Origin of the sequence: Psychromonas sp. KJ10-2 (genome assembly GCF_047323255.1) — a bacterium.
Taxonomy (GTDB): domain Bacteria; phylum Pseudomonadota; class Gammaproteobacteria; order Enterobacterales; family Psychromonadaceae; genus Psychromonas.
Genome location: NZ_CP178827.1, coordinates 1,300,530 through 1,327,201, shown reverse-complemented (window position 1 = coordinate 1,327,201; position 26,672 = coordinate 1,300,530). Strand labels below are relative to the sequence as shown.

Below are 26,672 nucleotides of genomic sequence, written 5' to 3'. Positions count from 1 at the left end.
ATTAAAAAACCTTTTTAGTGTTGGAGTTATTAATGTCATCAAACCCTTCTAGCTTACCTTCTCGTCAAGCGTTAGCTAATGCCATTCGTGCCCTTAGTATGGATGCAGTTCAACAAGCCAACTCAGGTCACCCTGGCGCACCAATGGGGATGGCTGATATTGCACAAGTGCTATGGACTGACTTCCTAAAGCACAACCCAACTAACCCAGATTGGGCTGACCGCGACCGCTTTATTCTATCTAACGGTCATGGTTCAATGCTTATCTATTCTCTATTGCATTTAACAGGTTATGACCTTTCAATTGACGACCTTAAAAACTTCCGTCAACTGCACTCAAAAACACCGGGCCACCCTGAGTATGGTTACGCACCTGGTATCGAAACTACTACTGGCCCATTAGGCCAAGGTATTACCAATGCCGTGGGCATGGCGATTGCTGAAAAATCATTGGCAGCGCAATTCAATAAAGAAGGCCACGAGATTGTTGACCACAACACCTATGCTTTCTTAGGCGATGGTTGTTTAATGGAAGGTATCTCGCATGAAGCTTGTTCTTTAGCGGGCACATTAGGTTTAGGTAAACTAATTGCATTCTGGGATGACAACGGCATCTCAATCGATGGTGAAGTAGAAGGTTGGTTCACTGATGATACGCCTAAACGTTTTGAATCTTACGGTTGGCAAGTACTGTCAGTAGACGGCCACAATGCAGAAGCAATTAAAGCGGCGATTATTTCTGCTAAAGCAGAAACCACTAAACCAACAATTATCTGTTGTAAAACCATTATCGGTTTTGGCTCACCCGCTAAGCAAGGCACACACGATTGTCACGGCGCACCACTAGGCCACGATGAAATCGCAGCAACACGCAAAGCGCTAGGTTGGGAGCACGGTCCTTTTGAAATCCCTGCTGACGTTTATGCAGGTTGGGATAACAAAACACAAGGTCAAGCAGCAGAGCAATCTTGGGATGAGAAATTCGCAGCGTATGCAGCGGCTTACCCTGAATTAGCAGCAGAATACAAACGTCGTGTTAATAACGAATTACCTGCTGAGTGGGAAGCGAAATCTTCTGCTTACATTGCTGACTTACAAGCAAACCAAGCAAATATTGCAACACGTAAAGCCTCACAAAACTGTATCGAAGCTTACGGCGCAATGCTACCTGAATTATTAGGTGGCTCTGCAGATTTAGCACCATCAAACCTAACAATGTGGTCTGGTACTAAAGCGATTACGGCTGATGATGCTTCAGGTAACTACTTGCACTACGGTGTTCGTGAGTTTGCAATGGCTGCTATCATTAATGGTATTGCGTTACATAAAGGTTTTGTCCCTTACGGCGCGACTTTCTTAATGTTCATGGAATATGCACGTAACGCACTGCGTATGTCTGCATTGATGAAGCAACGTGCGATTCAAGTATTTACGCATGACTCAATTGGTTTAGGCGAAGATGGTCCAACACACCAACCAGTAGAGCAAATTGCCAGCTTACGTTTAACACCAAACATGAACACATGGCGTCCATGTGACAGTGTTGAATCAGCTGTTGCTTGGAAATTTGCCATTGAATCAGTGGATGCACCAACATCACTTATCTTTAGTCGTCAAAACTTGAAACCACAAGCGCGTGATGCACAGCAATTAGCAGACGTAGCGAAGGGCGGTTATGTGTTACTTGATTCAGAAGCCCCTGCAGAGATTATCTTGATTGCAACAGGCTCAGAAGTAGAGCTAGCGATGCAAGCGGCAGCTGAATTAACAGCGCAAGGTAAAGCGGTACGTGTGGTATCAATTCCTTGTACAGAGCAATTTGAATTACAATCAGCGGAATACAAAGAATCTGTATTACCGTCTGCAGTGACTAAACGTGTTGCTATTGAAGCGGGTATTGCGGATTACTGGTACAAGTACGTTGGTTTAAACGGCAAAGTGATTGGTATGACTACTTTTGGTGAGTCTGCACCAGCAGATCAATTATTTGAAATGTTTGGTTTCACTGTGCAGAACGTGGTACAAACCGCAGCTAATTTATAATTACAGAAAAATAACGGTAAGATACCGTTAATGAAGGAGATTTTATGTCTGATGTATTTCATTTAGGCCTAACCAAAGCGATGTTAGATGGTGCAACCTTAGCGATTGTTCCTGGTGATCCTGAGCGTGTAAAACGTATTGCTGAATTGATGGAGAACGCGACTTTTTTAGCAAGTCATCGTGAGTACACAAGCTACCTTGCTTATATCGATACAAAGCCTGTCGTTATTTGCTCAACGGGTATTGGTGGTCCATCTACGTCAATTGCAGTAGAAGAGTTAGCACAACTTGGTGTGCGTAGTTTCTTACGTATCGGCACAACGGGTGCTATTCAACCGCATGTAAATGTGGGTGATGTGATTGTGACACAAGCATCAGTGCGTTTAGACGGCGCAAGCTTACATTTTGCACCGTTAGAGTTCCCTGCGGTTGCTGACTTTAATGCAACGACAGCTATGGTAGCCGCGTGTCGTGATGCTGGTATAGAGCCACATGTTGGCGTAACGGCTTCTAGTGATACTTTTTATCCTGGTCAAGAGCGTTACGATACGGTGTCAGGACGTGTTACTCGCCAATTTAAAGGTTCAATGCAAGAGTGGCAGGAGCTTGGTGTACTTAACTATGAAATGGAGTCATCGACACTGTTTACTATGTGTGCATCACAAGGTTGGGCTGCTGCTTGTGTAGCTGGTGTGATTGTAAACCGAACACAACAAGAGATTCCAGATGAAGCGACCATGAAAAAAACAGAGTCGCATGCAATCTCAATTGTAGTAGCTGCAGCTAAAAAATTATTAAACTAGGCTACAGTTAAAGCTAAAACTAAAACAAAAAATCAAAGTGGGTAATAAAGAGCACTTTTTAAAATACAGATAACATGTAATAAAAAGTGCTCAACTATAATAAAGTTGGCTTAAGTGATTGGTATTTATATAACGGGAAATTTATAATGAAAAAAACTATTTTAGCGAGTTAGAAACACTGCTGGATAATAGCTCTGCACCATACTCAGGATTTAATGTCGCTTCTGTAGTAGTGTGTAAAGATGGACGTGTTTTTAAAGGGGTAAACGTTGAGTCTGCTGCTTATCCAACTACCATCTGTGCAGAACGTAATGCGATTTTTACTGCGGTAGCAGAAGGGATCAGCAAAGGGGATATCCAAGAAGTACACATTGGTGCGCGTAATGCAGACAAACAGCTAGTGACAGCACAACCTTGTGGTTCGTGTCGCCAAGTGATTGCTGAGCAATCTTTGAATGATTGTATTGTTTACAGTTACCAATCTGAAACAGAGTATTCTGAAAATACCATTGCGACGTTATTGCCTTTTGCTTTCTTAGGCGAAGAGCTTTAATAGAAACGTCCTTAGGTAACCATATTAATTAACCTCAATGTTGGATAGTAAGTTGCTCGTTTTACTTATCTGATAGCAATTGCATTAAATAAGTAAAATAAATTAGTTACTTACTGTGATTGGTTTACAATTGAGGTTATCTTTTCACTACCATCGGTTATTCCCCCGTATATTCCTTATAAGTCATCGCTTCACTCAATAAGCTCATCTCATCATATATATGGTTAGCAACGCCAAATTGCATTGCAGTGCTTTTATCATCTTGTGCGTAACAAAAGTTAAATAATACTCTGTGTATTTCAGAGAGGTTAGTAATAGTGTTAAAGCTATTCAAACTCTTATTTAAATGTGTATCTAAATAATCATAATAGCGATTCAGCTGCTCTGTATCTGTCATTTTAAAAGGGTATTGGTTTTGTTTATTATCAGTTAATAAAGAATAGGCGCCTTTATCGAAGCTGTGCCAACGATCGCTCCACCATCCTACTTTTCTATTTTTAATGATCTCTTGGTTATTCAGGAAGGGCAGATAATAAAAGATATCCGCTTTACCTGCTTTTATTTCAGGATGTGCGGACATTAACGCTGCTGCACGAATACTACTCTCTAATTCAATATAGTGACTGTAATGTTGCGCTTTTTTAATAAATCCGCGTAATAAGGAGAAGTGCACGTATACCAATTTATTAGGGTAGATTAAATTACAGTGATTAATTGCTTTTAATTCACCGATTAACAGCTTTTCAAAGTGTTTACGGTGTAAGGTTTGCTGGTAATGGTTTTTTATTTCACTCTCAATATTATTCGCAAAGGCATCTTTGATCACAGTACTTTCAGTGCTGTTGTATATATCTTGTTCGAGTAGTTCAACTTTAGTGAGGTTAGTGGTTTGCAATAGAATGTAACCACTGTCAGCTTCTGCCGTTAATAAGGTATAAAAGCCACGTTTATGGTTAAGATGCACGACTTTACCTTCAGTTTGTAAAGACAAAGAATCTCGGTTGATCTCCTCCTGTTCTTTTAAGCGGCTAAAATTAGTTAATAGCAATGAGAGCTTTTCTAAATAAAAGTAATAAAGGCGTGCAGATAAGCCAGTTTTTCTAATTGCGCTATTGATATCTAATTTATCAATAATGGTTTGTAAGACTTGTGTAATAGCCTCAACATTTTTATGTTTAGTCTCACTGTATACATGTTGGCAATTTTTACATTTTAAACGCTGTGTTCCAGCGACAGTAAAACCATGTAATTGTGATCTATTCTTCTCATTGAAGAAAAAATGGCTATAACAATGGCGACAATGTGTGATTTTCCTCGCAAAATGAAAATCAAGCTTTTCTTTTAAGATATTTTCTATTAATTGATTATTTATCCAAGGAGGATTACTTCCATAGGCCTTACACTCGATAGACAGGTAACCTAAACGTTTGCTTTGATAGACGTAATCCTCACTATTTTCCACACCAAAGTTTTTGCAACTAACTGTTTTACAACAATTAAAATCTTTTCTTATATCAAACATAGTCTTTACTCCTTGGGGGCCACATTAGCATAAACCACATATTTTGTTAGTGCCAGCCTCTATAAAGATGTAAATATTAATTAGAGTGATGTAGATCACATTTCATGATGGGGCGAATGCCTAGAATTTGTTCATAGGAAACGAGATAGAAGAAATTTTTAAGAAGTAACATGGAAGTTGTTGTCAGGGTTTATTTTTCTAATATTCCTGTATTACCACCATGAATACTATCAAATATTTTGAAAGCATTAGGATTTATATTGGTCACTGACTTTGCCCGTATTGATACCAGCCTTTTTATCGTAAAAACACCTGTATAAATAAGAGACTCGCCGTAATGCGTTCTCTGCTTACCAATAACGTATGAAGTGAAGGACTGAATATGCAAAGTAAATTAGAGCAGTTACGTAAAGTAACAACCGTGGTTGCAGATACTGGTGATATAGAAGCTATTAAGCAATACCAACCTGAAGACGCAACAACTAATCCATCACTTATATTAAAAGCAGCTTCTATTGAAGCTTATGCGCCACTGGTTGCTGATGCTATTGAATATGCAAAAAAGCAAAGTACTGACAAGCAGCAACAAGTAGAAATAGCTTGCGATATGTTAGCGGTAAACATTGGTAAAGAGATTTTAAAAACTATCCCTGGCCGTATTTCTACTGAAGTGGATGCACGCCTTTCATTCAACACTGAAGCAAGCTTAGCCAAGGCTCGCCAATTAGTAAAAATGTATAACGATGCTGGAATCAGCAATGATCGTATTTTAATTAAGCTAGCGGCAACCTGGAACGGCATTCAGGCGGCTAAAATACTTGAAAAAGAGGGAATTAACTGTAACCTCACGCTGCTTTTTTCGTTTGCCCAAGCGCAAGCCTGTGCTGAAGCGGGTGTGTTTCTTATTTCACCTTTTGTTGGACGCATTATGGACTGGTACAAAGCCAAGCAGGGAACTGATTTTTCTGCTGCTGAAGATCCAGGTGTGTTATCTGTTACTAAGATTTACAACTATTACAAAGAGCATGGTTACAACACAGTTGTAATGGGGGCAAGCTTTAGAAACATCGGTGAGATTTTAGAATTAGCAGGCTGTGATCGTTTAACCATTAGCCCACAGTTATTACAAGAGCTAAGCGACTCAGAAGGCACGATTGAAACGAAATTAGTCGCTGATAAAACCGTTAAAGCAGCACCAGCAGCATTAACTGAGTCGGACTTCTTATGGGCACATAACCAAGACCCAATGGCAGTTGAGAAATTAGCAGAAGGTATTCGTAACTTCGCAGTAGATCAAAACATTTTAGAAACCATGATTATGGAGAAACTATAATCGCGGTAAACAAATTTGGTTTGTTATGGATGATAGCAAACCACAACATATTCGAGTTTTTCGGATTATACATGCCTGGGTTGGCCAGGATATCAGACGGAGATGACTGTTGAGTTATTCTTCAGTCTAACTGACATAAATGAACGGAGTACAAATATGCAAATCGTTATGGGCTTAGTGGGCATTATCAGCCTTCTTTTAATTGCCTTTATTTTCTCAAAAAACAAAAAAGCAATTAATTACAGAACAGTGGGTGGCGCATTCGCAATTCAAGCGATTATTCCTGCACTGGTAATCTTTACACCGTGGGGCGTTTCAGTTCTACAAGGCATCACTGGTGCTGTACAAGGTGTAATTAATAGTGCTAATGCTGGTGTGAGCTTTTTATTTGGCGGATTAGTTTCTGGCAAAATGTTTGAAGTGTTTGGCGGTGGCGGTTTTGTCTTTGCATTTAAAGTACTTCCAATCATTATTTTCTTTGCTTCGTTCATGGCTGTGTTATACCACCTAGGCATCATGCAGTTCATCATCAAAATCTTTGGTGGTGCATTACAAAAGATTCTAGGTACAAGCCGTACTGAATCTATGTCTGCTGCGGCAAACGTATTTGTTGGTCAAACGGAAGCGCCATTAGTGGTTAAACCGTATATCAAACATATGACACGCTCTGAATTATTCGCTGTTATGTGTGGTGGTCTAGCATCAGTAGCGGGTTCAGTATTAGTAGGTTATGCATCTTTAGGTGTAAGCCTTGAATACCTAATTGCAGCTTCTTTCATGGCGGCACCAGGTGGTCTATTAATGGCTAAAATCCTAGAGCCTGAAACAGAAGTGGCTCAAGAATTATCTGCTAAAGATTTAGCGGCTGCTGAAGAAGAAGATAAGCCAGTAAATGTTATTGATGCTGCTGCATCTGGTGCGTCTTCAGGTCTTAAATTAGCGTTAAATGTAGGTGCAATGCTAATTGCTTTCATCGCATTAATTGCACTAATTAACAATATCTTAGGTTCTGTTGGTGGTTTTGTTGGTTTAGAAGCATTAACCCTAGAGCAAATCTTAGGTTACCTATTTGCGCCAATCGCATTCCTAATCGGTGTTCCATGGTCTGAAGCCGTTGCAGCGGGTAGCTTACTAGGTCAAAAACTAGTAGTGAATGAGTTTGTTGCTTACATTAACTTCATCGGTGTTAAAGAAGCGATGAGTGAGCACTCTCAAGTGATTATCACTGTTGCGTTATGTGGCTTTGCTAACTTATCTTCAATGGCTATTTTATTAGGTGGTCTAGGTGTATTAGCGCCATCACGTCGTGCTGATATTGCACGTCTAGGTCTTAAAGCGGTAATGGCTGGTACATTATCTAACTTAATGAGTGCAACGTTAGTGGGTATTTTCTTTGCCCTAAGCATTGCATAAAACTTAAGTTTTTATGAGGGTTCCTTTTGAACCCTCATTTGTTTTTACTTAGTTTTTATCAATTGTGTTAATGAAACATTAATCAACATAATCGATAAACCCTAAATACAATGAAATCAAAGGATTTTTAAATGAGTGATTTACAATTAGCATCGCGACAAGCAATTCATTTGATGGATTTAACGACATTAAACGATGACGACACAGATCAAAAAGTTATCGACTTATGTAAGCAAGCGCATAGCGCTGCAGGAAATACGGCTGCTGTTTGTATATATCCCCGTTTCATTCCCATCGCACGTAAAACATTACAAGCTCAAGGCACTGCTGACGTAAAAATCGCAACAGTGACTAACTTCCCACACGGTAACGACGATTTAGCGATTGCCGTGGCTGAAACAAAAGCGGCTGTTGCCTATGGCGCAGATGAAGTTGACCTAGTATTCCCGTATAAAGCTTTGATTGCAGGTAATGCAGCAATCGGTGAAGAGATGGTGAAAGCGTGCCGTGAAGTATGTGGTGAAGCGGTGGCATTAAAAGTCATTATCGAAACTGGCGAATTAAAAACGGCTGAGTTAATTGAACAAGCAAGCTTAATTTGTATTGAAGCAGGCGCTGACTTTATTAAAACATCAACGGGTAAAGTACCTGTAAACGCGACGTTAGAAGCGACTAAAGTGATGATCGAAGCGATCAAAAAGTCAGGAAAAGACGTCGGTTTTAAAGCCGCTGGTGGTGTTAAAGATGCACAAACAGCTAACGACTACATGCAATTAGCGCGCGATATTATGGGCGCAGATTGGGTTGATGTTGACCATTTCCGTTTTGGTGCATCTAGCCTACTAGGTAACTTATTGAATGAACTTAATTTATCAGATACGCCTGTAGAGACGGGAGGTTACTAATGAAACGTACCATTATCTTATTGTTAGATTCGTTAGGCATAGGCGCAAGCCATGATGCTGACCAATTTGTAGGTAGTTTAGCGGACGGCACCACATTTAATGATGTTGGTGCAAACACCTTTGGCAGTATCGCTAAATTATGTGCCGCTGGTGAAGCCGATATCGGCCGTAAAGGCCCGCTTCATTTACCTAACCTTACTAAATTAGGTTTAGCACACGCCTGCAAAGAAAGTTCAGGTGAGTTCCCAATGGGGTTAGATGAATCTGTTGAGCCCATTTCTGCTTATGGTTACGCGCAAGAAATTTCTACTGGTAAAGACACGCCAAGTGGTCACTGGGAAATTGCGGGTGCACCTGTGCTGTATGAATGGGGTTACTTTAAAGATAAACAAAATAGCTTTCCACAGGAACTATTAGACCTAATCGTTGAGCGTACTGGTATTTCTGGTTATTTAGGTAACTGTCACTCTTCCGGTACTGTAATTTTAGACGAGTTAGGTGAAGAACATATTAAAACGGGCAAGCCTATTTTCTACACATCAAGCGATAGTGTATTCCAAATAGCCTGTCATGAAGAAACTTACGGCGTAGAAGCGTTATACGAGCTATGTAAAACCGTTCGTGAATTACTTGAACCTTACAATATTGGTCGTGTTATTGCGCGACCATTCTTAGGTGACAAACCGGGTAACTTTGCACGTACAGGTAATCGCCATGATTATTCAGTATTACCACCGACTAAAACACTCTTAGATCGCATGGAAAGTGCCGGTGGTGAAGTAGTAAGTATTGGTAAAATCTCTGATATTTACGCGGCACAAGGTATTACGCAAGCAATTAAAGCAACTGGCTTAGAAGCGTTGTTTGATGCGACATTAAAATCACTAAAAGAAGCTACTAAAGAAACGATTATCTTTACTAACTTCGTTAACTTTGACGCCGATTTTGGACACCGTCGTGATGTAGCGGGTTACGCTGCAGCACTAGAGTATTTTGATACGCGCTTACCAGAACTGCTTGAAGTATTAGATGATGAAGATCTGGTTGTGTTATCAGCTGACCATGGTTGTGACCCGACTTGGCCTGGTTCAGACCATACTCGTGAGCATATTCCTGTGCTTTTCTACGGTAAAAGCGTACCTGCTGGCCCTGTTGACTTACGTGACACTTTTGCAGATATCGGTCAAACAATCGCTGAATATCATCAATTACCGGATCTAGATTACGGTAAAAGTATTTTTAAATAATGTTGGAGAAATAAGATGGCAACACCTCATATTAATGCAGAAGATAATGCATTTGCAGAAACAGTATTAATGCCTGGTGATCCACTACGCGCTAAGTATATTGCTGACAACTTTTTAGAAGATGTTGTACAAGTAACTGACGTTCGTAACATGTTGGGTTTCACAGGTACTTATAAAGGAAAAAAACTATCTGTAATGGGTAGCGGTATGGGTATCCCATCTTGTTCTATTTATGCAACGGAACTGATCAAAGATTACGGTGTTAAAAACATCATCCGTGTTGGTAGTTGTGGTGCGGTTAGCCCTGACATCAAAGTACGTGACGTGATCATTGGTATGGGTGCTTCTACAGATTCAAAAGCCAACCGTATCCGTTTTGCTAATCATGACTTTGCAGCGATTGCTAGCTATGAGCTACTAGAAAAAGCAGTGAACTCTGCACGCGCTCATAACATTAAAGCACAGGTAGGTAACATCTTTTCTGCTGATACATTTTACACACCAGAGCCAGAAGTTTTCGACACACTAGAAAAATACAACATCCTAGGTGTAGAGATGGAAGCGGCTGGTTTATATGGCGTTGCTGCTGAATATGGTGCAAAAGCGTTATGTATTTTGACAGTGTCGGATCATATCCGTACTGGCGAACAACTATCTTCTGATCAGCGTCAAAACAGCTTTGATGAGATGGTACTAATCGCACTTGATTCTGTCGTTGCAGAATAAGTGGGAAGCAAAAAGACCTGGCATGAAGTTTTTGAGTCACTGAGATGACAGGCATTTTGTTATCACCATCTAGTGTGCAATTGGTGGTAACAAAATTTTATTATTGAGCTTTTAGCCGATGTCGGCATAAAAATTCATCACTAAGCATTTTTTACTTTTTAAAAGGAATTTAACTATGAAAAAAACACTACTCCCTCTAGCCTTGCTTGCTTCATCTTCTGCATTCGCAGCCGACTATACTGACGGTGATACGCATAAAAATGATTACAAATGGATGCAAGGTAACTTAATGTACGCTGTCAATGAGCTACCTGGTGAATCAGATCACGATTACCTTGAGCTTGAATTTGGTGGCCGTGCAGGGATTTTGGATTACTACGGTTACGCTGATGTATTCAACCTAGCAAGTAGCGAATCTTCTGATAAAGATGGCGCAGATAAAATCTTTATTAAATTTGCTCCTCGTATCTCTTTAGATGGCTTAACAGGTAAAGATTTATCATTTGGCCCAGTTGAAGAAGTGTATTTTGCTACTTTATTTAACTGGAGTGGTGGTGATGATAGCGTAAACAACTCTTTCTGGGGTATTGGTTCTGACGTAATGGTACCTTGGTTAGGTAAAGTGGGTTTAAACCTTTACGGACTTTATGATCTGAATGAAAAAGAATGGAATGGTTACCAAATTTCTACGAACTGGTTCAAACCTTTCTACTTCTTTGACAATGGTTCATTTATCTCTTACCAAGGTTACATCGATTACCAATTTGGATACGATGATGACTTTGATGCGCTATACACAGATAACGGTGGTGCAATGTTTAACGGTATCTACTGGCACTCAGATCGTTTCGCAGTAGGTTACGGTTTAAAAGCGTTTAAAGATGCATATGCATTAGTAGATGGTGGCTTAGCGGGTAAAACAACTGGTTTGACTCATTACTTCGCCGTAACTTACAAGTTCTAATAATAAATAATATCTATACTTAATTTCTTTAAGTTAATGATGTTAATGCTTGCAGCATAGTGGCTGTGCTGTAAGCATCCTTACTCTTCCCCAATGATTTCCTAAGTTATTTGTAAATATGATCTATTTACAAATCATTTAGTGATGACCTCACCTTATTATCGGAGTGCCCCTATGATCCTAGTACCACAAGAAATTATTCGTCATAAACGTGATGGCAAAACCCTAAGTAACGAAGAGATTAACTTTTTTATTCAAGGTATTACTGATAACAGTATCAGTGAAGGACAGATCGCTGCGTTTGCAATGGCTATTTACTTCCAAGATATGAATATGGATGAGCGTGTAGCGATAGCCTCTGCGATGCGAGATTCAGGTGATGTACTTGATTGGTCATCATTGAACCTAAGTGGTCCAATCGTTGATAAACATTCTACTGGTGGTGTTGGTGATGTTATTTCATTAATGCTAGGGCCAATGGTCGCTGCATGTGGTGGTTATGTGCCAATGATTTCGGGTCGAGGTTTAGGCCATACTGGTGGCACCTTAGATAAGCTTGATGCGATTCCTGGTTATCAAACCACTGTGACTAATCAGCAGTTTAGAGAGGTGGTTAGCACTGCGGGTGTCGCGATTATAGGGCAAAGTGCGAACTTAGCGCCGGCGGATAAACGTTTTTACGCAACGCGTGACATTACCGCTACGGTTGAATCTATTCCGTTAATCACTGCATCGATTTTATCTAAAAAATTAGCGGCAGGGTTAGATGCCTTAGTGATGGATGTAAAAGCCGGCAGTGGGGCGTTTATGCCAACCTACGAGCAATCACAACAGTTAGCAAGAAGTATTGTTGACGTAGCCAATGGCGCAGGATGTAAAACGTCTGCACTAATTACCAACATGGACCAAGTATTAGCGAGTAGTGCAGGGAATGCCGTTGAAGTTCGAGAGGCGGTGCGTTTCTTAACTGGTGAATATGTAAATCCAAGACTGCATGAGGTTACCATGTCCTTATGTGCTGAAATGTTAGTGTCTGCTAATTTAGCTGCTGATACCGAACAGGCTAAAGGCAAGCTGCAAGCGGTATTAGATAACGGTAAAGCGGCGGAAGTGTTTGGCAAAATGGTCGCTGGTCTGGGTGGTCCTGCTGATTTTGTAGAAAACTACGATAAACATTTGATTAAATCTGCCATTATTCGTCCAGTATTTGCGAATCAATCGGGTTATGTAAATGCCATTGATGCGCGAGAAGTAGGCATGTCAGTAGTGAATATGGGCGGGGGACGTCGTATTGCAACGGATACCATTGACTTTGCTGTTGGTTTGAGTGAATTAGTGAGTATCGGTGATAAAATTGATACACAAACGCCGATTGCGATGGTGCATGCACAAACTGAGCAACAATTTGCAGAAGTACAACAAAATGTATTAGATGCTATTCAGTGTGCAGATACTAAAGCAACACTTGAACCGCAGGTGTATGAAACAGTACGCGTTAAATAAACGGATACATTAATGGTTAAATAAGCGGGTAGAATATTTAATACTATTATCAATACTGATTTTGTGTAACATAGCGCCCCTTAAAATCCATTGCAGGTATAATATATAAAGGTTAGCCCTGAGTTGTTCAATACAAGTTAGTTAACTGACTAATGAGTGATAACAACATATTATGTTAACGGTCTTAATTTCCTAGTAAAAATTAATCTATTAACTACTTTGCTTGTGACAAAAAATAACCACATTACCTATACTATTAAAAGCTTAAACTACCTTATCTTGTAACCTCGGAAATTGCATTTTAAGGTGGTTTGGGCTTTATAATGGTTTCATAAAAGGAATAAATAATGATTAACAATACTATCCCTCTCACTGATATTCATCGCCATTTAGATGGCAATATTCGTATTGAAACCATATTAGATTTAGGCCAAAAATTTAACCTACCGCTACCCGCTACAGACATTGAAACATTGCGTCCTTTTGTTCAAGTGGTAGAAACACAGCCTGACCTGGTTTCTTTTTATCAAAATTAGACTGGGGAGTAGAAGTATTAGGCGATCTTGAAGCATGTTACCGTGTCGCCTATGAAAATGTGCAAGATGCTAAAAATGCACGAATCGATTATACAGAGCTGCGTTTTTCCCCATATTACATGGCATTTAAGCACAATTTACCTGTTCAAGGTGTTGTTGAAGCTGTTATTGCCGGTGTCGCAGACGGTAGTCGAGACTTTAACGTTAAAACAAATTTAATCGGTATTATGAGCCGATCTTATGGTGCTGAAGCGTGCCAGATAGAACTAGATGGTCTGCTTAGTCAGAAAGATAAGCTGGTGGCTATTGATTTAGCAGGTGACGAACTGGGTAAACCGGGTGACTTGTTTGTTAATCATTTTAAACAAGTGAGAGATGCTGATTTACGTGTGACTGTGCATGCCGGTGAAGCGGCTGGTGCAGAAAGTATTTGGCAAGCGATCCAAACCTTAGGTGCGCAACGTATTGGTCATGGTGTAAAGGCTATTGAAGATCCTAAACTAATGGATTACCTGGTAGAGAATAGAATTGGTATTGAGTCATGTATTACTTCTAACTTGCAAACCAGTACCATTGCAGATATCAACAAACATCCTATTAAAACGTTTTTAAACCATGGTGTATTAGCCTGTTTAAATACAGATGATCCTGCAGTTGAAGGAATTGAATTGCCTTTTGAATATGAAGTGGCCGCACCGAACGCGGGGCTATCAATCGAGCAAATTAAGCAAGCACAAATTAATGGTTTAGAGATTGCTTTCTTATCTGACGCAGAAAAAAGGCATTAAGAGAGATCGCTGCAAACCGTTAATTGTTGTATAGGAGTCATCGCTATCAATCAAATTAACCCTAAAAAATTGCTCAACAGTAAATGGACCGCTGTTAAGTCTATTAATAAAGAGAAACACTTTCTCATCACTAAAGTCAGCTTTGATGAAGAAGGGGTTGTCACTTTGTGTGTAATAGAAGCGATTATCTCTCACCGCCAAACAGAAATTGATTGGCGTGATTTAAAAGAGACAAGTCTTTGGAAACAGGGCTGGAAATAACCTTTCGCAATGTAGATTTCTGTTATTAACGCATTAAAAAGCCATCAATGATTGATGGCTTTTTTGTGTCTGAAAATTAGGTGTTATAACATTATATCAGGTTTGGTACTTGCTTAATCACAACCTAAAAAACCGCCTGTCTGATGTGCCCAGAGTTGTGCATAAACGCCATTTTGATCAAGTAGTTGTTGGTGGCTACCTTGCTCAATAATATTACCTTTATCTAAGACGATTAATCTATCCATTGCTGCAATGGTTGATAAACGATGCGCAATGGCAATCACGGTTTTACCTTGCATCAATTCATTTAAACTCTCTTGAATGGCCGCTTCCACTTCAGAGTCTAAGGCAGAGGTGGCTTCATCTAAAATCAAGATAGGTGCATCTTTTAACAATACGCGCGAAATAGCGATACGCTGTCGTTGCCCGCCCGAAAGCTTCACGCCACGTTCACCAACTTGCGCATCGTAACCAACATTGCCTTCGTTATCGGTTAATCTGCTAATAAAATCATGGGCCTGTGCTTGTTTAGTCGCATTGATCATCTCTTCTTCCGTCGCATCAGGGCGGCCATATAGAATATTTTCACGGATCGAACGGTGCAATAATGAAGTATCTTGAGTCACCATACCGATTTGTAAGCGTAAACTTTCCTGCTGTACATCTTTGATGTCTTGACCATCAATGATAATTTGACCTTTTTCTACATCATAAAAGCGCAGTAATAGGTTAACTAAGGTCGATTTTCCGGCACCAGAGCGGCCAACTAAACCAATCTTCTCTCCGGCTTTAATATTCAGATCAAACCCTTCAATCACCCCTTTATTTTCACCATAATGAAAGCTCATCTGTTTAAAGTATAAATTACCCTCGGTTACTTTAAGTGGTTTGGCACCTTCTTTATCTTGGATGATATTAGGCTTCGCTAAGGTATTCATGCCATCCGTTACTGTACCTATGTTTTCAAATAGGGCACTTAACTCATACATGATCCATTGTGACATACCGTTTAAACGCAGAGACAGACTGATTGCGATAGCAATTGAACCGACAGAGATAGCACTTTGCATCCACAGATAGATAGAGATAGCCGTGATTGAAAAGGCCAATAAATAGTTAGATATCTGCACACACATATTCACCCCTGTTGCTAAACGCATTTGGCGATAAACTGTATTTAAAAAACCTTTCATTCCTTGTTTAGCATAAGCGGACTCAGATTCCGTATGCGCAAATAGCTTAACGGTTGATATATTGGTGTAACTATCGACAATACGACCTGTCATGGTTGAACGAGCATCAGCTTGTTCTGTCGCGACATTTTTTAATCTTGGAACAAAGTAGTATTGAATACCAATATAAACCACTAACCAAACTAGCATAGGCATAGCTAAGCGATAATCAGCTTGAGCGACCATCACCACCATAGAGATGAGATAAACCACGATATAAACCATTACGTTTAGCAGCTTCATCACCGTTTCACGTACTGCGAGGGCAGTTTGCATCACTTTAGTGGCAATACGTCCAGCAAAGTCATCTTGGTAAAAAGAGACACTCTGTTTGAGCAAATAGCGGTGAGCAAACCAACGTATCGACATCGGATAGTTACCCAGTAATACTTGATGAATCACTAATGAATGCAACAGAATTAAGATGGGGATCACGACTAATACAGTTAATGACATTAATAAAAGCGTTGAGCCTTCCTCCTGTAATAACGTCTCCGGATTTTTAGTCACTAACCAATCTACTAATTGTCCCATGAAACCAAATAAAGAGACCTCTAATACCGCTAATGTTGCAATCAGTAACGTCATAAAGCACAGTGCTACTTTATAGCCTTGTGTGTAATGCAAACAAAATGCAAACAAGGTATTTGGCGGTTGAGTTGGTTCTTGATCATTTAATGCAGGCACTAAATTTTCAAAAAATTTAAACATGTTAAGTCCTTAAATCTTTTCGCTTTTATGACAGTCATTGAGTCAGTTAGGAAGGTTTTTGAATGGGTGATCATAATGGTTAAGTGATACAAAACAAGCTTTAATTGTCATCCCATCTTTTTCCTCGTTTTTTAATCAAAAAAAGCAAGTTTATTTTATTATCGACTGAAAATTAGTTATCTTAACTTAAGTCATTTAAAAGAGAATATTATGTCGAATTCAATCCCCCAAACAGAAAGTGCACCGGTTTCATCTAGTTGGCTCAATCTGTTACCTAAAGTTGAGCTACATTTGCATTTAGAAGGTAGCTTAGAGCCGCAAATGTTATTTGATTTAGCAGTGCGCAATCATGTTGCTTTACCCTATGCGAACGTGCAAGAAGTTACCCAAGCATTTCAATTTACACAACTACAAGACTTCTTAGATATTTACTATCAAGCGGCACAAGTATTAGTCACAGAGCAGGACTTCTATGACTTAACTTGGGCTTATTTAGAGAAGTGTAAAGCGCAAAATGTATTACACGTTGAACCATTCTTTGATCCACAAACTCACACTGATCGTGGTATCGATTTTGCTACTGTGATCAATGGTATTGACCGTGCGTTAACCGACGGGCAGGAAAAACTAGGTATCAGCAGTGAGTTAATTATGTGTTTTTTAAGACACCTAGACGAAGAAAGCGCATTTGCTACCTTAGCACAAGCAATGCCATTCTTGGATAAAGTGAAAGGTGTTGGCTTAGACAGCTCTGAATTAGGACATCCCCTGAAAAATTCAGCCGAGTTTTTGCTAAAGCACGTGAGTTAGGTTTACTAACCGTGGCGCACGCTGGTGAAGAAGGGCCTGCAGAATATATTTGGACTGCGATTAATGATTTAAAAGTGTCACGTGTGGATCATGGTGTAGCTGCGATTCAAGACCCTGAGTTAATTACTTACCTACAACAAACGCAAATGCCGCTCACTGTGTGTCCATTATCGAATACCAAGCTAAAAGTCTTCGAACAGATGCAACAACACAATATTTTAGAATTATTAGCATTAGATATTTGTGTCACCGTAAATTCCGATGATCCTTCTTACTTCGGTGGTTACATGACTGAAAACTTTGAAGCGCTTGCTGACGCATTAGAGTTGAATCAAGCACAGGCGATCAAGTTGGTTGAGAATAGTATTGTTGCTAGTTTTTGTAGTGATGAACGCAAACAAGAAATGGCCCAAATACTCAACAGTTATCAGTAAATATTATTGCCTTTACATTAGAGCTATGGGTGATTGCCAATTAAGTTTGCGACAAAGTAGGTGATATTAATGAGCCATTGAGAGTTAGCTCTTTTCATAGCTCAATTAAAACTGTTGGTGTGAGAAGGGTAAGCTATGGAGTTTATAGTGCTAAAGCGAAATAGGGGATATAGTGAGACAGAAATTTTGTCCTGTTTGTAGGCTATATCGTTTTGCTCGAATTACATCTCGAAGCGCTTGCAAAAAGGTGATTTGATGATAGTAAAAACACCTTACAATAATTGATTATTTATACAGTTGTAATAATTGTTACATAAAGATGCAATTTTTTGTGTAGAAAGCAGCATTTGCATGCTCACTTGCCCCAATAATTATTTCGTAATTACTTGATTTTTAATGTTTAGTTTTTATTCATTGCATCATACTCAGCGCAATTGAACTGAGTATGACGCAATGCTTAGTTTCTACAATAGTAATATTGAATATTACTATTATTAAAATAATGTAAAGCTTTGACTATTAACGAACCAATTGTTATTTATTGTACTAATTTTAAAATCCATTCTCCGCTACTATCGTGAATTATGGATAATATCCTGTTATGTGTTCATGGAGTAATGATTTTGAATGAGTGGACTGTGAAGTAGAGAAAAGTTATTAAGTCTAGTCTATGGACTACATTGCCAATAATTGTATTAGCTGTATTAATCCCATTTATTTCTATATTTGTTCCTAGCCTTATGCCTAATAGTGAAACTGTAGCAACTTGGTTTCAAAGGTGTGGTTCAATTGTTGTAGCTTTGGCTGTTTGGATTGAGATTAAGAATAATGCAATAAGCGGTTATATATATCCGAGTGGTTTGAGTACGGGAGAATATACTATTTTAAAAAGTGAATTTGGTTTGTATTTTAATCTTATTAAGTGGTCAGGGTTTATATTGGCAATTATTGGAACACTAATTTGGGGGTATGGTGATATCCCTTTAAAAAATACATAACAAGGCAATTAATCGGAACTTGATGCTCACCCACTTTAGTAGACACCTCCTCTATACACTGAGGAGGTTGAAATGCCCAAATATACACAACCAAGAAAGACACTGGTTTTATCCAGTAAGCTTTAAAATTAAAGCGGTCAAACTAAGCTTAAGAGACGATGTAATGTCTAAGGATGTTGCTTCAGCACTTGATATTCATCCATTAATGTTAAGTCGGTGGCGAAAAGAGTATCGAGAAGGAAAGTTCTTAAAGGTACAGCGCTACAGTGTCGATAGTGAAAATATGAAAAAAGTCCCTACTAAAAAAGAATTAACTGCAATTCAGAAGCTTCAGAAAGAAAATGAGCGTTTGAAATTGGAGAATGATTTGCTAAAAAAGTGGCAACGGTATCTGGCGGAAGTACATCAGAACGATTTGGATTCATCCAAAGGTTCGGAGAAGTCTTAGGCGTCAAATACCTTTGTGAATGGCTTGAGGTCTCTCGCAGTGGCTACTATGCCTGGTTAAAAAGGTCTATTTCGGTGAGGGCCTTATCAGATGCAGTTTTGTTGCAAAGTATTAAGAAAGTGTTTAACGATAATCACCAAACTTATGGAAGCCCCCGAGTCTTTCATGCCTTAAAAAGGGCTGGCATAAGAACAAGTGGAAAGCGGGTTGCACGATTAATGCGTGAAAATGGGCTAAGGGCACGGGCAATAAAAACTTATAGCAAGCCCGCTAAGATAAAGTTCTTTTATAAAGAAATACAAAATGAACGTAAGAATATTGAGAAGCCAACAGATATCAATCAACAATGGTCAGGTGATATTACGTATCTTAAAGTTGGAACTAAGTGGCACTATCTTGCAGTCGTTATTGACTTGTTTTCACGTAGAGTTATCGGATGGGCTTTTGGGAAGAACAAATCTACAGAGCTTACTCTTAAAGCATTACGTTTGGCGATTAAAAAGCGTCAACCTGTCAATCGTGTATTGTTTCATACAGACCGAGGTGCGGAATATAGAGCACATAATGTTCAGGGATATTTAAAAAGACACAACATTAATGCGAGTATGAATCGACCAGGGTGTTGCACGGACAATGCAGAAGTAGAGTCATTTTTTCACTCGCTTAAAGCCGATTTAATTCGAGGAAATCGTTTTGAAACAATGAGTAAGTTGCATTCTAAGCTTAAAGGCTATTTAAACTATTTTTATAATCGACAGCGCTTGCATTCGAGCTTAGGATATAAAACACCTGTAGAATATGAATTAGCAAAGATATAACAAGTGGAAGGTGTCCACTTTTTCGGGTGAAGATCAACTAAAACAGTGGGTTATGTTTCGCTACACATCTTAACCCACTATTTTAGTCCGCTTATTGCAAGCGTTATATTTACAAATGTCCCACCTTCACATAAATGAGTGCACCATCTTCTTTCGTAAAAGGCAAATGCTTACTCATATGGGGGCTACGAAGCCAGCTACCTTTAGGGTATCGGCCATGCTCATCATAAAATGTACCTTCCAATACAAAGATTTCCTCACCTCCCCAATGGTTATGCGGTTGGAATTGAGTGTGAGGAGCCCATTTCACCAAGGCGACATGTTCACCTTTAAACTCATGCAGTGGCATCACCGTTAGCCCCTCTACAAGTCCTTGATACCATGAGTTGTTTTGGGTGTCTATCACCTTTTGCTGTGTATCGTCTTGATCAAATTGATGTAACTTTACCAGTATTGTTGCACCTTCTTGACCTATTTGGGGCGTGTGAGAAGTACCTATTGGGTTGCGTACATAGCTCCCTTTTGTGTAGTTTTGATGCTCATCCGAAAAGGTGCCTTCTAGTACTAGAAATTCTTCGCCACCACTGTGAGTGTGTGACGAAAAGGTACTGTAAGGCGCATAACGAACGATAGAAGTCGCGCGAGCGACCTCGTTTCCAACGCGATCAAGCATCATGCGCTCAACACCGGGCATCGGGGACTCAACCCACTGATAGTCAGTGGGCTGAATCACGACACGTTGCTCGAAGTCAGCATTAATTAAAGTAGTCATGTCGACCTCCAATAAATAGTATTCCTTTAGTTTCTACCTGCAATAACGCCGCCGTCAACGTCCCAAATCGCACCTGTTACCCAACTTGAATCATCTTGAAGAAGAAAGACGATGGTATTGGCGATATCATCCGGTGTACCAATACGGCCAATCGGATGGAAACTATTAAAACCGGCGAGGGCATCGTCCATCTCAGCCGGATCGATAAAAGTTTCATAAATTGAGGTTTTTACTACCGCAGGTGACACCGCATTAACCCTAATATTTTGATCAGCTAATTCCATCGCCATGTGCTGTGTTAATGCATGTATCCCTGCTTTGGCCATGGAATATGCGGAAGACGGAGTCGCTTTGATCGCTTGCTTAGCCCACATAGAACCAATATGCACAATGGCTCCACCACCGTTATTACTCATGTTTTGAGACACTGCTTGGCTTATAAAAAAGGTAGCTCGATTGAGTATTGCATAAGCATCATAATCCTCTAACCCGTGTTCTAAATATGGCTTAGGGTTAAAATAACCCGCTGCATTGACAAGGTATTTGATGTGCCTTTCTTCTGTGTTAAGTGCTTGAATCACCCTGTCGACATCTTCTTGATCATAAAGATTAGCCTGTAATGTTTCTACAGCCACATTACTGGCAGCGATTTCGGCTAATTCAGCTTTAGCGGTTTCTAGCTTGGTAGAATTGTTGCCGAGAATAATGGTGCTAATGCCTTGTGTAACCAGTTGCTTTGCGGTTGACAAGCCCATGCCGCTTGAGCCACCAATGATGAAAGCCATGTTTAAAGTTGTCATAAATTTCTCCGATATGTGTTAAGGTTCGAAGATAATTTACCGATTCACCGTAGCGTTATAAAGTATGTACATATTGGTAAGGTAGGTACTTTTTGGTACATATTTATGAAAGACAAAGAAAAAATATTTGAGAAAAATTGCACCTAGTGAAAGTGCCCAAATGGTTGAGACCATTTATGGTTGCAAATGGTCACTTACTGTTTACCAACTTCTTGCGAGCGAAATTAACCGCCCAGGCGAAATGGTGCGAAGTGTTGAAGGTCTAACGACTAAAGTGCTCAATCAATGCTTACGCAAGAATGTAGAATTCGGGATATTGGAGCGTATTTCTTATAATGAGGTGCCGCCAAGAGTTGAGTATAAGGTTACCGAGCTTGGCACCAAATTTATGGAAGTTCTTGATGAGCTTGAGAAACTACAAAGTGAAATTGACAATAAATATAACAAACGCGTCAATTAGGACGCTCGCAAGCTCGCGCCTATTACGCAGGCGTTAGCTCAAAAGAGACATGATACAAATGCCATCACTAGTACCTGTGCCCAATACCTCATTGCTTAGTGCTTACAATAAGCGGGCGTTTACTGATTGCTACTGTACTTCGATCTCTAAATCAGTGACCTTGTCTCAGTTCATTGAGGCCTTCTACACAACACGTCTATTTAAATTTGAGCGTTGGTTGCTCGCTAAGGCGCTTTGTATTCCATCTTCCGACGAAGAGGTGTCGCTACTTGCGCAGTCAAATTCAACCGAGCTCTCAGCATGGCAGGTCGAGAGCCGATCAAGTAACGAAATTCTACTTGCTGCATGGCAAACAAGGTCCTGGCTTTGCGTAAAGCCGCAGGATGGCACAACACCGTCTACTACACTGTATTTTGGCTCTGCAGTAATTTCGACGAGAGCAGATGGCAAGTTCGGCCTAGTGTTTCACATGTTTGGCGGTTTTCATCGGCTGTATTCAAAGCTTCTGCTTTCCGCTGCAGCAAAAAAGGTCATTGCTAACTTGATCCAAAATGAGAGCTAACAAGATAAGCCTGTCTGACGGCTTTTTTCGTTACTGGTCCTGCGGTTTACGCTACGCGACCACAAAATAATCCACTACAAAGCCACAGCTGTTTGCGGCGTTATATTCTCTCTCGATCCCTAAACTATCCGTACAAATTGAATGTGCTTTAAGTTTGCACTATAATCATTCAAGTTACGGCATTAATCCGTACATAGGAGGGGTTATGGCAACAGCACGTTTAGATATCCGTCTTGATGAAGAGATTAAGGCAAAAGCCGAAAAAGCATCGGCTTTACTTGGTTTAAAAAGTCTCACTGAATATGTAGTGAGGCTTATGGACGAAGATGCAACTCACGTTATTGAAGAGCATGAAAGTATTATGGTTAAAGACAGTGTCTTTGATGAGTTTATAGCTGCATGTAATAAAGCAAAAGCACCGAATCAAGCGTTGCTTGACGCTGCCAAATTTACAGATGAAAGTGGTATTAAGTGAGTTGGGCTAAAGAGTTCGTAGAACTTAGTAAGTCAAAGCATGACCGCAACTCATTCAACTGTGGTGAGCATGAGCTAAACGTATTTATCAAAACTCAAGCTGCAAAGCACATGCAAGCAGGTATTAGCCGAACAATGGTTTTACCTAGTGCTCAACCAATGATAAATCAAAAGTTCGCTATTTGTGCATTTTATAGTGTTGCACCGAGTTCAATCAGCCGAGGAACATTACCGGCACAGCTAGCAAAGAAACTTCCTAGGTATCCAATCCCTGTTTTTCTTTTGGCTCAATTAGCTGTGCACAAGGAGTTTCATGGCTCAGGGCTTGGAAAGGTTAGTCTAATTCGTGCGTTGAAGTACTTGTGGGAAGTGAATCATCACATGAGGGCATACGCAATTGTTGTGGATTGTCTGACAGATTCTGCTCAAGCGTTCTATACGAAGTTCGGCTTTGAAGTATTGTGCGAACATAATGGGTGTATTCGTATGTTTTTACCAATGAAAACGGTAGAACAGATTTTTAATCAATAGGCTACGAATATAATAAAGCATTGAATGAATAGGGCCGCGTCTTGTTTTTTGCTTCTAACTATTGAGGTTGAGCAATATTGGCCAAGGTTTGTAGTCCACTAGCTCACTTAGCGACTTCTCTTTCCTAGCTACCTTTGGGCGATAGTCATTTGAAACTAAACATCGGCCAGAAACAGGCGCTTTTTTAATATCATTTTTTATAAATAGAATTTGTCACAAACTTAATTAACTGTCAGCAGCAGTCCTGAATTAGCATTATTCTCAGGTTATTTGTAGATAGGTAATGCACGTTGAGTGTTCAACTGCCTCACTGATAAATGCGTGTGGATATCTTTAACACTGGTTATTTTATGTAATTTAGTGGTGAAGGCTTCATATCCGGGTAAATCATGTGTTACTACTTCAATAAGATAATCAAACGCGCCGGATACAATATGTGCATTGACTACTTCTTTCATGGCTAACAACGTTGTTTCAAACTCTTCTAGTGCCTTTTCTTGATGACGGTTTAAACTGACTTCAACAAAAAAGTCATGTTGATCCCAATCTGTGTTTTATTCAAATTAGCTTGATAGTCTTCTATATAACCTTCCTCTTCCAAACGCTTTAAACGTCTTGCACAGGGCGAGGGCGATAAGTTCACTTTATCAGCTAAATCAGCGATAGAGATACGGCCTTCTGTTTGTAATAGGGCCAAGATATTGCGGTCTATTTTATCCATGATTATCTCGTTTGGTGTTTTAGTGCGTGTAACTATATATTATTAACTTTTTAAACCAAATAATCTTTCAATTAAAGTTTATTTAAATGATAACGGCGCTGTTTTTGATGGATAATAAGCTGATTAAATATTAATAGGATCTGGCCGTTATGCTCAATACGCAAGGTGTTCATAGTAACAAAGTTCATCGCTCTTTCTTTTCAGCTAAGGTCTTAGGCTATTCAGCAATGATCTTAGTCTTACTTATCTGGTCGAGCTTTGCACTATCGATTCGTACTATAGACGGTTCAAGTTTAACTATTGCCGACGTTGCATTATTGCGCTTTATCGTGCCGGCAATATTATTTGCACCTTGCGCTATTGCACATTTCAAGGTGATTAAAAGCATTAAAGTGATTGATCTTGCGTTCATTTTATTAGGTGGGATTCCATTTGTATATCTTGCTGCTTTGGGGGCTAAAACAGTTCCTACAGCGTATGTTGCGACGATACTAGCAGGTACACCGGGCATTTTTGTTGCCATCATTACAGCACTTTTCTTTGCTGAGATTATTTCTAAAAAGCGTTTGTTAGCGCTGTCATTAATATTGGTTGGCGTAGTGATGATGTTACTGAATGAAAGACAGTCATTTTCTCAACAAACACTAATAGGTGTCGGCTTTTTGTTCGCTGCTAGTGCATGCTGGGCTATATTCGCAGTCACTTTAAAGCGAGTTAATCTAAAGCCGATCACCGTGGTTATTATTTTGTCTTATCTATCAGGTTTTATTATGCTGATATTGATTAGCTCTGGTATGGTAGAGAGTGAAATTGGCCGTTTTTCATTTCAGCAAGCTTTACCTTTATTGTTATTCAAGGCCTTGGTATCGGGGTGGTCGCCACTTTCTGTTTCTCTTATGCGATCAACAAGCTGGGCGCTAGAAATGCATCATTATTAGGTTCAATTTCACCTGCAATAACGGCTTTTTTAGCAGTACCAATATTTGGAGAATCTCTATCATTATTTATTATTGGTGGAATAGGGATGACTATCGTGGGCGTTATTTTATCGAATCGTTGTTAAGTTATATTTATCTAAGGAAATACAAGATATGTTAGAAAATTTACCTGTTGTGCAAGGTGATCCTCTGTGGGCATTATTACATCAATTTAATGACGACCAGCGTGCTCATAAAATAGATATGTTGGTGGGGGTTTACCGCGATGAAACAGGTCAAACGCCTGTTATGCAACAAGTGCAAAAAGCGGAAATAAAGTTAGCTAACGAAGCGGCTTCTAAGAGTTATAAAATGTTATCGGGTAATCTTGAGTTTAACGATCATATCGCTAAATTTGTGTTAGGTAATAGCCCTAGACTTGACGAGCAGTGCACTATTCAAACGGTTGGTGGATCTGGTGCGTTAAGAGTACTGGCTGATTTTATTGCAACTTTGTCACCACAGGCTGTGGTATGGAACACTGAACCTGGTTACCTTAATCATCGTCCAATTATGGAAGGCGCAGGCTTAACGGTTGCACCTTTTCGTTGGGAGCATAATACAGGTGTGTTAGATATTGATAAGTGTTTTGAAGACTTATCAGCCGCTAAAGAAGGCGATGTGATTATATTGCATGGAAGCTGTCATAACCCGTCTGGCGTGGATCCTTTAATTGAACAATGGCAGCAGTTGATCGATTTTTGTATCGCTAAAAAAGTAGTGCCATTAATTGATATTGCCTACCAAGGTTTTGGTGTGGGGCCTGAAGAGGATGCGGCGGGTTTACGCTTGTTTGCAGAGCAAGTTGACCTTATGTTCGTGGCAACAAGCTGTTCAAAAAACATGGGTTTATACTGTGAGCGCACCGGGGCGGCAATGGTATTAACCAGTGATAAAGCACAACATCAAGCATTACGTACTTTATTAGAGCGTATTACTCGTGCTAACTACTCAATGCCTCCGAACCATGGTTCTGCGGTAGCTTCATTATTGTTTAACGATCCAGAAGATTGGCTAGATGAGTTAGCCGTATGTAGAAATCGTATCAATGATCTGCGTGTTGCATTAGGGCAGTTATTATCTGAGATGAGGGCTGATGAATCATTACAAGCGGTGACGAGACAGAAAGGAATGTTTTCGATGTTGCCACTCACTGCTGAGCAGATGACTGCGTTACGTGAAAAGCATGCTATTTACGGCATGTTAAATGGACGAATTAATATTGCAGGGCTAAAGCAAGAGCAAGTGAGTTACCTTGCTAATGCATTAATTGATGTAATGAAGTAAGGCTCACTTTAAGGGCCTTATTAGATATTGTTTACTCAGTG

At 39.8% G+C, this 26,672-nt stretch carries 25 protein-coding genes and 3 pseudogenes; 21 read left to right on the top strand and 7 right to left on the bottom strand.

Features of this window, described 5'->3' with window-relative positions; genetic code table 11:
* Window positions 1–32 precede the first annotated feature (32 nt).
* The 3 genes from tkt to cdd all read left to right on the top strand — a co-directional run bounded on the left by tkt (window position 33) and on the right by cdd (window position 3,398).
* Complete coding sequence (gene tkt / locus ACLKL2_RS06420) at window positions 33–2,042, top strand: transketolase (RefSeq protein ID WP_413693779.1); 2,010 nt, start codon at window positions 33–35, stop codon at window positions 2,040–2,042.
* 44 nt (window positions 2,043–2,086) lie between these two features.
* Window positions 2,087–2,845, top strand: a complete 759-nt coding sequence (udp, locus tag ACLKL2_RS06415; protein WP_413693778.1) for a uridine phosphorylase — start codon at window positions 2,087–2,089, stop codon at window positions 2,843–2,845.
* Window positions 2,846–2,984: 139 nt separating this feature from the next.
* Complete coding sequence (gene cdd / locus ACLKL2_RS06410) at window positions 2,985–3,398, top strand: cytidine deaminase (RefSeq protein ID WP_413694270.1); 414 nt, start codon at window positions 2,985–2,987, stop codon at window positions 3,396–3,398.
* Window positions 3,399–3,555: 157 nt separating this feature from the next.
* On the opposite strand, the gene ACLKL2_RS06405 is transcribed toward cdd, so the two are convergent.
* The gene (locus tag ACLKL2_RS06405) at window positions 3,556–4,920 is read right to left on the bottom strand and encodes a hypothetical protein (protein WP_413693777.1); all 1,365 of its coding nucleotides are present in this window, start codon (window positions 4,918–4,920) and stop codon (window positions 3,556–3,558) included.
* A gap of 382 nt (window positions 4,921–5,302) precedes the next feature.
* On the opposite strand from ACLKL2_RS06405, the gene tal reads away from it, so the two are divergent.
* The 9 genes and pseudogenes from tal to ACLKL2_RS06360 all read left to right on the top strand — a co-directional run bounded on the left by tal (window position 5,303) and on the right by ACLKL2_RS06360 (window position 14,596).
* A complete protein-coding gene (gene tal, locus ACLKL2_RS06400) occupies window positions 5,303–6,253 on the top strand; it encodes a transaldolase (RefSeq protein WP_113819973.1) in 951 nt (316 codons plus the stop codon).
* A gap of 156 nt (window positions 6,254–6,409) precedes the next feature.
* Complete coding sequence (locus tag ACLKL2_RS06395) at window positions 6,410–7,666, top strand: NupC/NupG family nucleoside CNT transporter (RefSeq protein ID WP_113819974.1); 1,257 nt, start codon at window positions 6,410–6,412, stop codon at window positions 7,664–7,666.
* Window positions 7,667–7,797: 131 nt separating this feature from the next.
* Window positions 7,798–8,571: a deoxyribose-phosphate aldolase gene (gene deoC, locus ACLKL2_RS06390; protein ID WP_113819975.1), complete on the top strand. Its 774-nt coding sequence runs from the start codon at window positions 7,798–7,800 to the stop codon at window positions 8,569–8,571.
* Window positions 8,571–9,818, top strand: a complete 1,248-nt coding sequence (locus ACLKL2_RS06385) for a phosphopentomutase (RefSeq protein ID WP_413693776.1) — start codon at window positions 8,571–8,573, stop codon at window positions 9,816–9,818. The genes deoC and ACLKL2_RS06385 overlap by 1 nt, the downstream gene beginning before the upstream one ends.
* 15 nt (window positions 9,819–9,833) lie before the next feature.
* Window positions 9,834–10,544, top strand: a complete 711-nt coding sequence (gene deoD / locus ACLKL2_RS06380; protein WP_113819977.1) for a purine-nucleoside phosphorylase — start codon at window positions 9,834–9,836, stop codon at window positions 10,542–10,544.
* Window positions 10,545–10,719: 175 nt separating this feature from the next.
* Entirely contained in the window at window positions 10,720–11,508 is a 789-nt protein-coding gene (locus ACLKL2_RS06375; RefSeq protein ID WP_413693775.1) for an outer membrane protein OmpK, read from the top strand.
* Window positions 11,509–11,685: 177 nt separating this feature from the next.
* Window positions 11,686–13,011, top strand: a complete 1,326-nt coding sequence (gene deoA, locus ACLKL2_RS06370; RefSeq protein ID WP_413694269.1) for a thymidine phosphorylase — start codon at window positions 11,686–11,688, stop codon at window positions 13,009–13,011.
* Between the two features lie 347 nt (window positions 13,012–13,358).
* Window positions 13,359–14,335 (top strand): annotated as a pseudogene (gene add, locus ACLKL2_RS06365) (adenosine deaminase).
* Window positions 14,336–14,380: 45 nt separating this feature from the next.
* Window positions 14,381–14,596 carry a TIGR02450 family Trp-rich protein gene (locus ACLKL2_RS06360; RefSeq protein ID WP_413694268.1) on the top strand — a complete coding sequence of 72 codons (216 nt, stop codon included), beginning with the start codon at window positions 14,381–14,383 and terminating at the stop codon, window positions 14,594–14,596.
* Between the two features lie 113 nt (window positions 14,597–14,709).
* On the opposite strand, the gene ACLKL2_RS06355 is transcribed toward ACLKL2_RS06360, so the two are convergent.
* Window positions 14,710–16,539 (bottom strand): ABC transporter ATP-binding protein, encoded by a 1,830-nt coding sequence (locus ACLKL2_RS06355; RefSeq protein ID WP_113819982.1) that lies wholly within the window; start codon window positions 16,537–16,539, stop codon window positions 14,710–14,712.
* 210 nt (window positions 16,540–16,749) lie between these two features.
* Here ACLKL2_RS06355 and ACLKL2_RS06350 point away from each other — a divergent pair.
* The 3 genes and pseudogenes from ACLKL2_RS06350 to ACLKL2_RS06340 all read left to right on the top strand — a co-directional run bounded on the left by ACLKL2_RS06350 (window position 16,750) and on the right by ACLKL2_RS06340 (window position 20,047).
* Window positions 16,750–17,783: pseudogene (locus tag ACLKL2_RS06350) on the top strand (adenosine deaminase).
* Between the two features lie 680 nt (window positions 17,784–18,463).
* On the top strand, window positions 18,464–18,781 hold the full coding sequence (locus ACLKL2_RS06345; protein ID WP_413693774.1) for a hypothetical protein: 318 nt from the start codon (window positions 18,464–18,466) through the stop codon (window positions 18,779–18,781).
* Between the two features lie 72 nt (window positions 18,782–18,853).
* Window positions 18,854–20,047: pseudogene (locus tag ACLKL2_RS06340) on the top strand (IS3 family transposase).
* A gap of 109 nt (window positions 20,048–20,156) precedes the next feature.
* On the opposite strand, the gene ACLKL2_RS06335 reads toward ACLKL2_RS06340, so the two are convergent.
* Both ACLKL2_RS06335 and ACLKL2_RS06330 read right to left on the bottom strand, forming a co-directional pair.
* Window positions 20,157–20,819, bottom strand: a complete 663-nt coding sequence (locus ACLKL2_RS06335) for a cupin domain-containing protein (protein ID WP_413693773.1) — start codon at window positions 20,817–20,819, stop codon at window positions 20,157–20,159.
* Window positions 20,820–20,845: 26 nt separating this feature from the next.
* Window positions 20,846–21,619, bottom strand: a complete 774-nt coding sequence (locus ACLKL2_RS06330; protein WP_413693772.1) for an SDR family NAD(P)-dependent oxidoreductase — start codon at window positions 21,617–21,619, stop codon at window positions 20,846–20,848.
* 160 nt (window positions 21,620–21,779) lie between these two features.
* Between ACLKL2_RS06330 and ACLKL2_RS06325 the strand changes: the two genes are divergently transcribed.
* Entirely contained in the window at window positions 21,780–22,079 is a 300-nt protein-coding gene (locus tag ACLKL2_RS06325) for a winged helix-turn-helix transcriptional regulator (protein ID WP_413694267.1), read from the top strand.
* 183 nt (window positions 22,080–22,262) lie between these two features.
* Here the strand turns inward: ACLKL2_RS06325 and ACLKL2_RS06320 are convergent, their stop codons facing one another.
* Window positions 22,263–22,529 carry a hypothetical protein gene (locus tag ACLKL2_RS06320; RefSeq protein ID WP_413693771.1) on the bottom strand — a complete coding sequence of 89 codons (267 nt, stop codon included), beginning with the start codon at window positions 22,527–22,529 and terminating at the stop codon, window positions 22,263–22,265.
* 317 nt (window positions 22,530–22,846) lie between these two features.
* Between ACLKL2_RS06320 and ACLKL2_RS06315 the strand changes: the two genes are divergently transcribed.
* The gene (locus ACLKL2_RS06315; protein WP_113819985.1) at window positions 22,847–23,116 is read left to right on the top strand and encodes a DUF1778 domain-containing protein; all 270 of its coding nucleotides are present in this window, start codon (window positions 22,847–22,849) and stop codon (window positions 23,114–23,116) included.
* Entirely contained in the window at window positions 23,113–23,646 is a 534-nt protein-coding gene (locus ACLKL2_RS06310) for a GNAT family N-acetyltransferase (RefSeq protein ID WP_413693770.1), read from the top strand. The genes ACLKL2_RS06315 and ACLKL2_RS06310 overlap by 4 nt, the downstream gene beginning before the upstream one ends.
* 266 nt (window positions 23,647–23,912) lie before the next feature.
* Here ACLKL2_RS06310 and ACLKL2_RS06305 read toward each other — a convergent pair whose 3' ends face one another.
* Both ACLKL2_RS06305 and ACLKL2_RS06300 read right to left on the bottom strand, forming a co-directional pair.
* The gene (locus ACLKL2_RS06305; protein WP_413693769.1) at window positions 23,913–24,113 is read right to left on the bottom strand and encodes an Lrp/AsnC ligand binding domain-containing protein; all 201 of its coding nucleotides are present in this window, start codon (window positions 24,111–24,113) and stop codon (window positions 23,913–23,915) included.
* Window positions 24,114–24,154: 41 nt separating this feature from the next.
* Window positions 24,155–24,367, bottom strand: coding sequence for an Lrp/AsnC family transcriptional regulator (locus ACLKL2_RS06300; RefSeq protein WP_413693768.1), 213 nt, complete (start codon window positions 24,365–24,367; stop codon window positions 24,155–24,157).
* Between the two features lie 149 nt (window positions 24,368–24,516).
* Between ACLKL2_RS06300 and ACLKL2_RS06295 the strand changes: the two genes are divergently transcribed.
* From ACLKL2_RS06295 to ACLKL2_RS06285, 3 genes are read left to right on the top strand one after another with little or no spacing between them, the layout of a single operon-like run.
* A complete protein-coding gene (locus ACLKL2_RS06295; RefSeq protein ID WP_413693767.1) occupies window positions 24,517–25,305 on the top strand; it encodes a hypothetical protein in 789 nt (262 codons plus the stop codon).
* Window positions 25,239–25,430, top strand: a complete 192-nt coding sequence (locus ACLKL2_RS06290; RefSeq protein WP_413693766.1) for an EamA family transporter — start codon at window positions 25,239–25,241, stop codon at window positions 25,428–25,430. Before ACLKL2_RS06295 ends, ACLKL2_RS06290 begins: the two co-directional genes overlap by 67 nt.
* A 28-nt stretch (window positions 25,431–25,458) precedes the next feature.
* Complete coding sequence (locus tag ACLKL2_RS06285; protein WP_413693765.1) at window positions 25,459–26,631, top strand: aromatic amino acid transaminase; 1,173 nt, start codon at window positions 25,459–25,461, stop codon at window positions 26,629–26,631.
* Window positions 26,632–26,672: the final 41 nt, after the last annotated feature.

Excerpts from the sequence above, each read along its gene's own strand:
- deoD (WP_113819977.1), top strand. The coding sequence starts at position 9,834 with ATGGCAACACCTCATATTAATGCAGAAGATAATGCATTTGCAGAAACA.
- tal (WP_113819973.1), top strand. The coding sequence starts at position 5,303 with ATGCAAAGTAAATTAGAGCAGTTACGTAAAGTAACAACCGTGGTTGCA.
- ACLKL2_RS06395 (WP_113819974.1), top strand. The coding sequence starts at position 6,410 with ATGCAAATCGTTATGGGCTTAGTGGGCATTATCAGCCTTCTTTTAATT.
- deoC (WP_113819975.1), top strand. The coding sequence starts at position 7,798 with ATGAGTGATTTACAATTAGCATCGCGACAAGCAATTCATTTGATGGAT.
- ACLKL2_RS06385 (WP_413693776.1), top strand. The coding sequence starts at position 8,571 with ATGAAACGTACCATTATCTTATTGTTAGATTCGTTAGGCATAGGCGCA.
- tkt (WP_413693779.1), top strand. The coding sequence starts at position 33 with ATGTCATCAAACCCTTCTAGCTTACCTTCTCGTCAAGCGTTAGCTAAT.
- ACLKL2_RS06330 (WP_413693772.1), bottom strand. The coding sequence starts at position 21,619 with ATGACAACTTTAAACATGGCTTTCATCATTGGTGGCTCAAGCGGCATG.
- ACLKL2_RS06295 (WP_413693767.1), top strand. The coding sequence starts at position 24,517 with ATGCTCAATACGCAAGGTGTTCATAGTAACAAAGTTCATCGCTCTTTC.
- ACLKL2_RS06405 (WP_413693777.1), bottom strand. The coding sequence starts at position 4,920 with ATGTTTGATATAAGAAAAGATTTTAATTGTTGTAAAACAGTTAGTTGC.
- ACLKL2_RS06355 (WP_113819982.1), bottom strand. The coding sequence starts at position 16,539 with ATGTTTAAATTTTTTGAAAATTTAGTGCCTGCATTAAATGATCAAGAA.
- udp (WP_413693778.1), top strand. The coding sequence starts at position 2,087 with ATGTCTGATGTATTTCATTTAGGCCTAACCAAAGCGATGTTAGATGGT.
- ACLKL2_RS06285 (WP_413693765.1), top strand. The coding sequence starts at position 25,459 with ATGTTAGAAAATTTACCTGTTGTGCAAGGTGATCCTCTGTGGGCATTA.
- ACLKL2_RS06300 (WP_413693768.1), bottom strand. The coding sequence starts at position 24,367 with ATGGATAAAATAGACCGCAATATCTTGGCCCTATTACAAACAGAAGGC.
- ACLKL2_RS06315 (WP_113819985.1), top strand. The coding sequence starts at position 22,847 with ATGGCAACAGCACGTTTAGATATCCGTCTTGATGAAGAGATTAAGGCA.
- ACLKL2_RS06375 (WP_413693775.1), top strand. The coding sequence starts at position 10,720 with ATGAAAAAAACACTACTCCCTCTAGCCTTGCTTGCTTCATCTTCTGCA.
- ACLKL2_RS06335 (WP_413693773.1), bottom strand. The coding sequence starts at position 20,819 with ATGACTACTTTAATTAATGCTGACTTCGAGCAACGTGTCGTGATTCAG.
- ACLKL2_RS06325 (WP_413694267.1), top strand. The coding sequence starts at position 21,780 with ATGGTTGAGACCATTTATGGTTGCAAATGGTCACTTACTGTTTACCAA.